Genomic DNA, 12,056 nt, shown 5'->3' with positions numbered 1-12,056 from the left:
CTCAACAAATCGGAAAAGACCCAGCTGAAGTATGGCAAGCCTTTGATCATCAGTTGGAATTCAGCGTTTAAAACTGATTGCTGAAAAGTTACTTTTCCGTAATAAAATTGTCCTTAACCCTTGGACCAGAATGCTAAGAATAGATAAGCCAATATATTTTATTTAATCATAAATTAGTATTGAACACCACATTCTCTAACTGCCCAGTTAGCTATGATTTCAGCATTTATTGTGTTTAGCCCTGATTCTACTCCCCACATAAACACATATTCTGCATCGAAAATTTTGTGCACATTTTTAAAAATAAACAAATCATTGAAAAAGTTATTATGTAGAACTTCGCTTACATTTGTGAATGCTTTTTGCTCGTCTTCGGGGCAACCATCGCTGCATATTATATTTAGTTCACGATGATATTCTTCCAGCGATTGTTTAATGCAGCCTTGGAATTCTAGTTCACTATCAAATGCATTTGCAGAAAAAGGGGATAATAAAGCAGCACATACAGCCAATGTTTTTAATGTTTTTAAAGTTTTCATGTTCATCCTTGATAATTTTATTTTAAATGGAATAAGTTCCAGATTTCACTCGTTTTAAGCGGCTAGCTTTAGCCGATATTTGGGATTAAAATGCACTAGTTTGTGTGCACTACTGAGCTGACAGACCTGTATTTTCACTTCCTGTGGTAACACTCAGGCTAGGTAACCGATGATAATAATTAGGTTGTAATTTTAATTACATACTTCTCCTTTTTCTAAAGCTTGATTTACAATAAACTTAATCTAATCATGCGACTAAGTAGCTGTAAAGCTATGCTAAAAAGTAGCTATCAGAATGTGATGCCTGTTTAACTTAGAACTGGGTTAACACGATACATGTCACTCAACGAGTCCGCTTAGCAACGTCTGACATCAGCGCTTTATTGATATATCTTTTATCTGCATAAAGCTTTGCAATAATAGGAACATTATTCGTGCGCATGGTGAGTTAATTTACTGTTACCGGAGCAGATCCATAAATGCATTCGCTTCCGGAGTCTCGAAGGTGAGTCGCTTGGTGATCACAGCGGTTGAGCAATAGCACTAACGCATTTCGGGGCATAAGTGAGTTACAAAATAGATAAACCTTCCGCTGCTGCTTGAGATGTCCTTAGCTAATTTTTCAGACTCTCACCGCTGACGTGTTGTTAGTCACGATAACGGGTTTGCGAATGGGCAGTGTTGCGTATCGTGTCTATAGTTATCATAGAGTAACCTCCTGCATACCCAATGACTTAAATGTAAATAACTGTGCGTCTTCAGGGCATCTGTAACCCAAGGTTGGAGAACCGCTTATGGCAAGCTACATTGAATCGAGAGAGTCGGGAGCATCGACCGATCTATTTGACATGGCTGAACAATACCCATTCAGCGATGTGCACTTCTGGCGAGACCCAGAAACACAATTACAAGCAATCATCGCCATTCATAGTACTCAATTAGGCCCTGCTATTGGTGGCTGTCGAATGATTAATTACCCTTCAACGCAAGCTGCAGTTAAAGATGCATGCTGCTTAGCGGCTGGCATGAGCTATAAAACAGCAATCAATCGACTGCCTTTTGGTGGGGGGAAAGCGGTTATTTTAAAACCTGCACATTTAACGGATCGTAAGGCGTTATTTACGTCGTTTGGCCGCTTTGTCGAAAGTTTAAATGGTCGCTATATTACGGCAATGGACAGTGGTACGACGATTGATGATATGGATATTATCGCCAGCCAAACCAAGCATGTTATGTGTACCACAACCGCAGGATTAGCCTCGGGAGATCCATCACCCCATACGGCGAAAGGCGTTTATTACGGTATAAAAGCAGCAGTGAAGTTTAAGCTACAACAGGAGTCGCTTACGGGTCTTCATATTGCTATTCAAGGGGTAGGTAATGTGGGTTATGCATTAGCTAAGCTACTGCATAATGATGGCGCTAGGTTAACCGTCGCCGATCCAAATAAGCAGGCAACACAGCGACTTATTCATGAATTTGACGTTGATGTTGTGGCTGGTGACGCGCTCTATGCTGTTAATTGTGATGTCTTTTCACCGTGTGCATTAGGTCAAGTCATTAATACGAGTTCTATCGCCCGATTAAATACCTCTATCGTTGCAGGTTCTGCAAACAACCAATTACAAAGCCGCAGTATGATTGATGCGTTGGCAGCAAAGGGGATTTTATATGCGCCTGATTATGTCATTAATTCTGGTGGGGTATTGCAAATTACCTACTTAAATAAACCCGATGTGATGCAGCATAAAGTGGCTGCGTTGTATGACACATTACTGGATATATTTACCCAAGCAGAGCAACAAAATAGGTCGACGGTTGATGTTGCCAATGGTTTAGCTGAAAAGATACTAACGGGACCATTCGCAGGAGCTAATTATGAATAAAAATACGGTCAAGGCTGAAAATATATTCCGCGTCGGTTATACCCAATATCTGGATGAAACAGGCAGACTATCAGAATCGTTGCAACAGATTTCTATCGCGGGCGTGAGCAGTGAATTACTTGTTGAACTTTACCGTTGGATGTTATTTACCCGTACTTTTGATTGCAAAGCAATTGCGCTGCAACGTACTGGGCGTCTTGGTACTTATGCCTCATGCCTTGGTCAAGAAGCGGTCGGCGCCGCAATTGGTAAAGCGATGCGTAAAGAAGATGTGTTTATTCAAGCTTACCGCGAAACGGCCGCGGTTCTTATTCGAGGCGTAAAACCGGAAGAGATCTTGATGTATTGGGGTGGTGATGAACGCGGCATGGACTTTCAGGGGCCGCGAGAGGATATGCCTTGTACCATCCCAATTGCGAGCCAATGTTGTCATGCTATTGGTATCAGTTATGCGATGAAATTACGGAAAGAGCCACGTGTTGCTGTTGTTGTTTGTGGTGACGGGGCAACATCCAAAGGTGATTTTTATGAATCCATTAATGCTGCAGGCGTGTGGCAGCTCCCTGTCGTCTTTATTATCAACAATAATCAATGGGCTATTTCTCTGCCGCGGGATGACCAATCGAGTTGTGCAACGCTAGCGCAAAAAGCCATTGCAGGCGGTATCAGTTGCGAACAAGTTGATGGCAATGATGTTATTGCTTGTTATATCAAAATTAAGGACGCTATCGACAGAGCCAGAGAAGGCCAAGGCCCTCATCTGATTGAAACCATTTCTTATCGTTTATCCGACCATACTACCGCCGATGATGCGTCTCGATATCGTGATGAAGATAACGTCGGAGAGGCTTGGCAGAAAGAACCCATGACGCGATTACGAAGTCTACTCCTAGATGAATTGATTATTGATAACACAACCATCGAGCAGCTAGAAAAAGAGTGCAGTGACGAAATTGACGCTGCTGTGGCGCGTTATCTTGCTATTCTCCCCGCGTCGCCAACCGCGATGTTTGAATATTTGTATGAAACCTTGCCCGACTATTATTTAGATCAATTAGAACAAGTCAGAAACACAAGTTTGCAGGGAGGTGAAGAATGAAAGACATGACTCTCATTGATGCAGTCAATAACGCCTTGTTTGATGCAATGGCAGAAGATAAAAATGTCATCTTACTGGGTGAGGATATTGGTGCTAATGGTGGTGTGTTTCGCGCGACGGAAGGACTACAGTCTGAGTTTGGCCGTGAACGCGTCATTGATACCCCATTAGCGGAATCACTCATTAGCGGAATGGCGATCGGTTTAGCGGTACAAGGCATGAAACCCGTAATCGAAATCCAATTTATGGGCTTTATTTATGCCGCGTTTGATCAGTTTTTATGTCACGCAGGGAGAATGCGCAATCGTACGCGTGGCCGTTTAACTTGTCCCATGGTATTGCGTGCGCCTTATGGCGGTGGGATCCATGCGCCAGAGCATCACAGTGAAAGTACTGAAGCTATCTTTGCGCATCTTCCAGGTATTCGCGTGGTAATCCCATCTTCACCTGGACGTGCCTATGGTTTATTGCTATCTGCTATCCGAGATCCCGATCCTGTGGTGTTTTTAGAACCGAAACGTATTTATCGATTACAAACTGAATCTGTCGAAAACAACGGTAAAGCACTGCCGTTAGATGTGTGTTTTACCTTGCGTGAAGGTTCGGATGTGACCTTAATTAGTTGGGGGGCGATGTTATATGAAACGTTGCAGGCTGCGGATCAGCTAGCAGAACGCAATATATCTGCTGAAGTTATCGATCTTGCCACGATTAAACCGATTGATAAAACCACGATATTAAGCTCAATTGAAAAAACTGGCCGCTGTGTGATCGTATCAGAAGCAGCGCGCAGTGGTGGTGTTGCGTCAGAAATTGCAGCCATTATTGCGGAGGAAGGGCTGATGACGTTATTGGCACCCGTCATGAGAGTAAGTGGTTATGACACCATTATGCCACTGGCTAAAATGGAAAAATATTATATGCCAAGCGTTGAGAGAATTATTTCCACGGTAAATAACGTCATGGAGTTCTGATGCATATATTCAAATTACCTGATCTAGGGGAAGGACTGCCCGAAGCTGAAATTGTTGAATGGTTTATAAAACCTGGTGATGTGGTGACGGCAGACCAGTTAATGGTGTCGATGGAAACGGCAAAGGCAATTGTTGAGATCCCGTGTCCAGAGTCCGCTACCGTCGTGAAACTGTATGGGCAAAGCGGTGACATTATTCATACTGGTGATCCGCTTGTTGAGTTCTCAGAAGAGGGCGTGACATTATCGAGTAAAGCTGAGGAGGAAACTGAACAGCCTAAAGCGTCGACATCTGTGGTGGGTGAATTACATACATCCGACACTAAGTTAAAAGAGACCGCGCAATCGGTATCGGGGAACAGTATTGGAGTGAAAGCAACCCCTGCAGTACGGGCGTTAGCACATAGATATAATATTGATTTAGCAATTGTGACCCCGTCTGGTGCGCACGGTACTATTACAGCCGCAGATGTAGAGCGTGTAGTCAAAATATTTGCGGACGTAGGTGAGTTAGTGCCATTGAAAGGTGTGCGTCGCAGTATGGCGAAGGCGATGACGCAAGCACATGCTGAAGTGGTGCCAGTGACAATACATGATGATGCAAATATTACGACTTGGTTTACTCAAGGTGATATCACAGTCCGACTGATTCGTGCAATGGCGCTCGCCTGCGAAGCTGAACCAACATTGAATGCTTGGTATGACAGTCATTCGATTGGTCGTCGTATTATTAAATCGATGCACCTAGGTTTGGCTGTTGATACTCAAGATGGCTTATTTGTGCCAGTGATCAGAGATGCACAAAGCTATAGCGCTGAGGCGATGCGCGACAAAATTAATACCATCAAAGAATTGGTATCACAACGCAAAATAGCGGCGGATGATTTACGCGGTAATACCATCACCTTATCTAACTTTGGCAGTATGGTGGGTAAATATGCTAACCCGATTGTCATGCCTCCTACTGTGGCAATCTTAGGGACAGGGCGCTTATTTCAGCAGTTGGCTTACATGAAACCGGGTGATGGGAAGGGCGATATTGTTGAGCATACCTTATTACCCTTGTCTTTAACCTTTGACCATCGTTCTATTACAGGTGGTGAAGCAGCGCGTTTTTTAGCTGTGTTAATGGCCGATCTAGCGTTGGATAGTTAATACCAATAACCAAGTGATAGCCATCTTTATCACAGTACCGAATGGAGTGGAGAGTAATGAAAACGACTTCAACCAAATATCCCTTACGAATTTTAACTGCGACTTGTTTATTTGACGGCCACGATGCTTCGATTAATATTGTGCGGCGGTTACTGCAGGCTCGGGGAGTTGAAGTCATACATTTAGGTATTAACCGTTCGGTTCATGATGTTGTCACCGCAGCATTACAAGAAGATGTTGATGCAATTGCGATGAGCTCTTATCAGGGCGGGCATAATGCTTATTTTAATTACCTATTATCGAGTCTTGCTGACGCTGGAGCTAAGCCCGCTATATTTGTTGGTGGTGGTGCGACTATCACCGCTGATGAAGCAAGGGCATTAGAAGAACAAGGCGTTACGCGTGTTTATACCAGTGCGGATGTACTTTGTTTAGACGAGATGATCAGCGATTTATTACAACGCTTAGTCGCGGTTAAACCCAAAAAACAAGCAAAATTTAATGTAAAAAAATTAGATGCTGAACTTGCAACTGATATGTATTTGGGGCAATTAATCACGGCTATAGAGCAGGGCAAGATTAAAAGTCCAAGTCGCGTTGCAGCGGCTTCTGTCACGTCCGCTAAAAAATCGCTGGTGGTGGGGATCACAGGGACAGGCGGTGCGGGGAAAAGTACGTTTAGTGATGAATTATTACGTGCGTTATTGCAGCTCTATCCTGATATCAACATTGCGTATTTAGCCGTGGATCCCAGTGGGCAAAAAACCGGAGGTGCCTTGTTAGGCGATCGTATTCGCATTAATACCTTGCCACATGACCGTTTGTTCATGCGTTCTATTGCCACACGACAAGCGAATGTATCGGTGAGCCAGTCATTGCAAACTTGTGTGCCGATGTTAATCAATCAAGGTTTTGACCTCGTGTTAATTGAAACTGCGGGTATTGGTCAAAGTGACAGTGCGATTGTTAATATGGTGGATTTCAGTCTTTACTTAATGACCAAAGATTATGGTGCCAGCAGTCAATTAGAAAAAATTGAGATGTTACAATTTGCCGATGTTGTGGTGTTAAATAAAGCAGATCAGCAAGGGAGTGAAGATGCGTACAATGCTATTCAACAGCAATGGCGTTTTAACCAGCAGCAAGCGCAGGCTACAAATAGCGAATTACCTATTTTTCCTGTTGTTGCCAGCCATTATAACGATCATGGTTTCAGTCGCTTTATGGCATTTTTGATGACGAAGCTGCGTTTTACACCAGAGGCCGGTTTAAAGTCGTATTACCAACAAATACTGACAAAGTATCCTCGTTATGATTGGACGTTAACAGAAAGTCAATTACAGTTGCAAACCCCTGATTATCTCACCGCTATTTATAACCATTATGTACAAGTCACAGATCAAAATCAGCAGAAAATAGAACAAGTACGTCAACTGCATAGTTGCTATCAAATGTTGAGTGATCTGGGTGATCCTTGTTTACCACCTAAGTTAGGCCGTTATGCGCAAGCTGATTTAGAGAGTGACATCGATGCGGATAGTTTCTTGGTGACAGATGCATCTTTGAAGGTGTTATTACCACCGTTACGGTTACGTTATAACAAACTACTTGCGAAGATAACTGTGCCACTTAGGCATGCACTATTAGCTTGGTTTAGAGACGATGAAGAATTAGCGTTAAAACGTATCGAAGATGGGGTTGATACAATTGGTTCCCATCAAACCTTTGGTGAGCATAAAGACCATTTTGTTAGCTTAAGTGGTACCGTGATCCCACATGTAGCCAGACCAAACGAAAATCACTGGGATAACATTACGGCATTTCTGCTTAATGAGAATATCCCTGGTCACTTTCCTTATACCGCGGGTGTATTTCCAACACGACACAATGATGAAGACCCGACGCGGATGTTTGCGGGAGAAGGTTTACCCGAAGATACCAACAAACGTTTTCATTATTTAATTAAAGGCCAAAAGTCGATTCGGTTATCTACGGCATTTGATCCTAATACTTTGTATGGACATGATCCTGCAATAAGCCCAGATATATGCGCCTGTATTGGTATGTCAGGGGTGTCTATTGCAACGCTTGATGATATGAAAGTATTGTATTCAGGTATTGATTTATGCGATACCGCAACCTCGGTATCGATGACAATTAATGGCCCCGCGCCGATATTGATGGCTTGGTTTTTACATACCGCCATTGATCAGCAAGTCGAGTTGTATTTAACACAAGCGAACCTATGGTCAAAAGCCCATAAACAGATTAAAGCTTATTTTTCATCTTGCGGTATTACAGCTAAACAAAGACCTATTTACCGTGACGTATTACCTGAAGGTCATAATGGTTTAGGGCTCGCACTATTAGGTATTTCAGGGCAAGTATTGATGGTCGAATTACTTGGATTGGAGGATGAATACATAAGGCTTAAACAAGGCACTTACAATAAAGTCAGGGGGACATTACAAGCCGATATTTTAAAAGAAGAAATTGCTCAGAATGAATGTATTTTCTCATTGGATTTTGCGCTGCAATTAATGGCTGATATGCAGGGCTATTTTAGTGCGAATGCTATCGTTAAGTTTTATCCCGTCTCGGTTAGTGGTTACCATATTGGTGAAGCGGGAGCGAATCCGATAACCCAATTAGCCTTTACATTGGCCAATGGGTTTACTTTGCTCGAATATTATTTAGCGCAAGGATTGAAGATCAACGATGTGGCACCAAGGCTCAGCTTCTTCTTTAGTAATGGTATGGATCCTGAATATGCAGTGATAGGGCGGGTTGCTCGCCGGATATGGGCTCGCACATTAAAATCCGTTTATAATGGTAATGACCGCAGCCAGAAATTGAAATATCATATTCAAACATCGGGGCGCAGTTTACAATCGAAAGAGATCGATTTAAATGATATTCGCACCAGTTTACAAGCCATTTATGCACTTTGTGATAATTGTAATAGTTTACACACGAATGCTTATGACGAAACTATCACAACCCCGACTGAAAACTCTGTTTATCGTGCGTTATCGATTCAATCCATTATTAATCGTGAGTTTGGGTTAAATAAAAATCAAAACCCACTGCAAGGCAGCTATGTCATTGAGCTGTTAACCGATCTTGTCGAAGAAGCTGTATATTCTGAATTCAATCGCTTAGCACGACGAGGTGGTGTGTTGGGGGCTATCGAAACGGGCTATCAACGCGCTCAAATCCAACAGCAAAGTATGTATTATGAGACATTAAAAAGTACAGAAAAATTTGATATGGTTGGGGTTAATTGCATGTCTAGAAGCCATGGGCACAGTGATGGAACTGACACAGTGAAGATGAGTAAAAAACAGCTAGTGCGTTGCCCTGACGTAAAGAAAAAACAGCAAATTGAGGCTATATCACAATTTCATAAACAGCATAAAGAACGCAGTGAATGCGCACTGATGTCGATGAAAGTCGCGCTATTATCAAGAAGTAATAGCTTTGGAGCATTAATGGATGCAGCACCTACGGCTAGTTTGTCGCAACTGGCTGATATTCTATATTTAGTTGGTGGTAAATACCGTCGAAATATGTAGAGAATCGATAAAACTCACACATTAATCGCCATTATATAGGCTTAAATCATAATATGGAAAGCAATATTGTTTGTTTGATTATGTGACGAGTTTCAAATGAAAGCTTGCATTGCCGTTTTTTTATGTTACATTGGTCACATCTTCTCGAGAAGATATAAAAATGCTCAAAGGATGAGTCCGTTAAACCGCCTCCAAGGAACCGAGATCAACTGAACCATTTGGTTCGATTTTTGATTAATGATTTAGAAGGTGACACTTATGAAAAATTCAGTACCTACAACCCCTGTTTTTGGTGATTTATATAACTCAAAATTCACTTACCCAAGACACTTAGGTTACTAATTTCCTAGGAATTCAGAATTGAACGCCATCTATTTATAGATGGCGTTTTAGTTTCTGGCATCCGACGCCTACCCATTATATTCTTATCTCTTACCTGTTTTTTATTATCAATATTTTAAAACACCGCATTCTGCTGTAATTCTGGTTATACTGGTGAGCTAAAATGCGAGTTACGATCAGGAATTGATCGTTTAGTCTTTAAACAGAGGAGTGTTGTTTTGACTCAGTTTCGTCCTTGTATTGATTTACACCAAGGTAAAGTAAAACAAATTGTTGGTGGCAGCTTGAATGATCAAGGTGCTGCGACTAATTTTATCAGTCAATATGACGCGGCGTATTATGCCGATATTTATCGTCAACATGATTTACGCGGTGGCCATGTGATTGCATTAGGCCCAAATAATGAAATCGAAGTGCTAAAAGCATTAGAAGCATGGCCTCAAGGATTACAATTCGGTGGTGGTGTTAATTTATCTAATGCAGCTCAGTATATAGCGGTTGGTGCGTCTCATGTCATTGTCACATCATATCTGTTTGATGGTGATGAGTTTAGCTGGGAAAAGCTAGCGCAGTTAAAAGAGTTAATCGGAAAAGAGCATTTAATTTTAGATTTGAGTTGTAGAAAAACAGCTCAAGGTTGGAATATTGCAACGAACCGTTGGCAAACAATCACGAGCACAGTCATTAATGCAGACACATTAGCGCAACTTTCTGAGCATTGTGCCGAATTTCTGATTCATGCTGCTGATGTTGAAGGATTGCAGAATGGCATAGATCAAGAGCTTGTTACTTTACTCGGGCAGCATACAAGAATACCGGTGACTTATGCTGGTGGTGCTCGCAGTATTGATGATCTTGCTTTAGTCGAGCAATTATCAAAGGGTAAAGTTGATTTAACGATTGGCAGTGCGTTAGACATATTTGGTGGTTCTGGTATTACATTACAGCAGTGTATTGATTGGAATAAAAATCATTAATATTTATTAATATGGCAGGTTTTATGACGGTTTATGCCGATAAAATCTGCGATATAATGCTGTTTAATCCTTATCAAGAATTGATAGTGTGATGAAAATCAATGTTCAATATGATTTTCCATATGTATAGTATAAACACCTTTTAAATCCCTATTTATTCTACTAAACTGCCATTTCAGTTTTGTTTTGTGGTTTATTATGAGTGGTATTAAAGTTTCTGTAGATCGTATTCAAGTGGGTAATTACGTTAAGTTACCTTTAGGTTGGTGCGATCATCCCTTTATGTTCAATAATTTTAAAATCGATACTCAAGAAAAACTGCAGCTCATTCGTAAGCTTGGTATTGCGCACGTTACTGTTTATCCACAACGCAGCGATAATGGCTTATTGCCTCCACAAACTTCGAATGCTAAACAACAAGAATCTTCAGATGTGCTTGATGTAGATCTAGAACTGGCTAAACGTGAGTTGTGGGAACGCAAACAGAAAAAAATCGAAGAATTAAAAACTCATCGCCGCAAAATAACTAAAACAGAAAAAAACTTTCAATCAGCAATGATTCAAGTGCGTTCTGTTATGAGTAAACTATCGAGTCGCCCTCTTAATGCGATTGATGACGCAGAACAACTCATCGGAGATATGGTTGAGTCTCTGCTAAAAGAAGAACATATCGTTTTACATTTGATGAGTGAAACTAAAGAAAATGAAAATATTTATTACCATTCATTAAATGTATCAGTGCTCGCAATGCTTGTTGCTAAAATGAAAAAATTAGATGCTAATGCCATTAAAACTATCGGAATGGGCGCGCTTTTTCATGATATGGGTAAGTTGAAAATACCCCCGCAAATCCTGCGTAAAAAGACAGAACTCACCAACGCAGAGCAAAATTTTTTAAGGTTACATCCTAAATATGGGCTAGATCTTGTTAATTTAGTGGATACATTCCCTGAAGCCGCTAAGTCTATTATCGCACAGCATCATGAGCTATTAGATGGTAGCGGTTACCCTAAAGGGTTGAAAGGCTCTGATATAGACCCATTCACTCAGCTTGTTAGTGTTGTGAATAAATATGACACACTTTGTCATCCGAACGATATAACCAAAGCAAGAGTACCGTCGAATGCCTTATCTTGGCTGTATAAAAATAGCGCGAATAAGTATAATCAAAGTGATTTAAAACTGTTAGTGAAGGTGTTGGGAATTTACCCTCCGGGTAGTGTTGTACGATTATCAAATGATCAGATAGGACTGGTACTGTCAGTGAATTCAGATAGATTATTGTATCCTAACATCCTTATTTATGACGCTGAAGTACCTCGAGCTGAATCCCCGATCATTGATCTTGAAGAGCGTGAACTGTCAATTACAGGTGTCATTAAACCGGATAAATTGCCTGAACATATTTATGAATACTTAAACCCGAGAAGTCGCATTAATTATTATTTTGAAAGTGCGAAAAATAATAATTAATTAATAGGTTTATAATTAAAGCATTTACACTATAATT

The 12,056-nt window shown here is 41.2% G+C and carries 8 protein-coding genes; 7 read left to right on the top strand and 1 reads right to left on the bottom strand.

The features are described from left to right. Positions 1-173 precede the first annotated feature (173 nt). Positions 174-539 carry a hypothetical protein gene (locus HWV03_RS13375; protein ID WP_211676365.1) on the bottom strand — a complete coding sequence of 122 codons (366 nt, stop codon included), beginning with the start codon at positions 537-539 and terminating at the stop codon, positions 174-176. A gap of 794 nt (positions 540-1,333) precedes the next feature. Here HWV03_RS13375 and HWV03_RS13370 point away from each other — a divergent pair. From HWV03_RS13370 to HWV03_RS13340, 7 genes are all read left to right on the top strand, one after another. Next, entirely contained in the window at positions 1,334-2,425 is a 1,092-nt protein-coding gene (locus HWV03_RS13370; protein ID WP_211676364.1) for a Leu/Phe/Val dehydrogenase, read from the top strand. After that, positions 2,418-3,524 carry a pyruvate dehydrogenase (acetyl-transferring) E1 component subunit alpha gene (pdhA, locus tag HWV03_RS13365; RefSeq protein ID WP_211676363.1) on the top strand — a complete coding sequence of 369 codons (1,107 nt, stop codon included), beginning with the start codon at positions 2,418-2,420 and terminating at the stop codon, positions 3,522-3,524. The genes HWV03_RS13370 and pdhA overlap by 8 nt, the downstream gene beginning before the upstream one ends. Beyond that, positions 3,521-4,498 carry an alpha-ketoacid dehydrogenase subunit beta gene (locus HWV03_RS13360; RefSeq protein ID WP_211676362.1) on the top strand — a complete coding sequence of 326 codons (978 nt, stop codon included), beginning with the start codon at positions 3,521-3,523 and terminating at the stop codon, positions 4,496-4,498. Before pdhA ends, HWV03_RS13360 begins: the two co-directional genes overlap by 4 nt. Next, entirely contained in the window at positions 4,498-5,652 is a 1,155-nt protein-coding gene (locus HWV03_RS13355; RefSeq protein ID WP_211676361.1) for a dihydrolipoamide acetyltransferase family protein, read from the top strand. Before HWV03_RS13360 ends, HWV03_RS13355 begins: the two co-directional genes overlap by 1 nt. 56 nt (positions 5,653-5,708) lie before the next feature. Further along, positions 5,709-9,227: a methylmalonyl-CoA mutase family protein gene (locus HWV03_RS13350; RefSeq protein ID WP_211676360.1), complete on the top strand. Its 3,519-nt coding sequence runs from the start codon at positions 5,709-5,711 to the stop codon at positions 9,225-9,227. A gap of 560 nt (positions 9,228-9,787) precedes the next feature. Next, positions 9,788-10,546, top strand: coding sequence for a phosphoribosylformimino-5-aminoimidazole carboxamide ribotide isomerase (gene hisA, locus HWV03_RS13345; protein WP_211676359.1), 759 nt, complete (start codon positions 9,788-9,790; stop codon positions 10,544-10,546). Between the two features lie 198 nt (positions 10,547-10,744). Continuing rightward, positions 10,745-12,019, top strand: a complete 1,275-nt coding sequence (locus HWV03_RS13340; protein ID WP_211676358.1) for an HD-GYP domain-containing protein — start codon at positions 10,745-10,747, stop codon at positions 12,017-12,019. Positions 12,020-12,056 lie beyond the last annotated feature (37 nt).

This window comes from Moritella sp. 36 (assembly GCF_018219415.1).
In the GTDB taxonomy this organism is placed as follows: Bacteria; Pseudomonadota; Gammaproteobacteria; order Enterobacterales; family Moritellaceae; genus Moritella.
The sequence above is the reverse complement of the archived record's forward strand: the minus strand, read 5'-3'. Positions and strand labels throughout refer to the sequence as shown.

Excerpts from the sequence above, each read along its gene's own strand:
- pdhA (WP_211676363.1), top strand. The coding sequence starts at position 2,418 with ATGAATAAAAATACGGTCAAGGCTGAAAATATATTCCGCGTCGGTTAT.
- HWV03_RS13355 (WP_211676361.1), top strand. The coding sequence starts at position 4,498 with ATGCATATATTCAAATTACCTGATCTAGGGGAAGGACTGCCCGAAGCT.
- HWV03_RS13375 (WP_211676365.1), bottom strand. The coding sequence starts at position 539 with ATGAAAACTTTAAAAACATTAAAAACATTGGCTGTATGTGCTGCTTTA.
- HWV03_RS13360 (WP_211676362.1), top strand. The coding sequence starts at position 3,521 with ATGAAAGACATGACTCTCATTGATGCAGTCAATAACGCCTTGTTTGAT.
- HWV03_RS13370 (WP_211676364.1), top strand. The coding sequence starts at position 1,334 with ATGGCAAGCTACATTGAATCGAGAGAGTCGGGAGCATCGACCGATCTA.
- HWV03_RS13340 (WP_211676358.1), top strand. The coding sequence starts at position 10,745 with ATGAGTGGTATTAAAGTTTCTGTAGATCGTATTCAAGTGGGTAATTAC.
- HWV03_RS13350 (WP_211676360.1), top strand. The coding sequence starts at position 5,709 with ATGAAAACGACTTCAACCAAATATCCCTTACGAATTTTAACTGCGACT.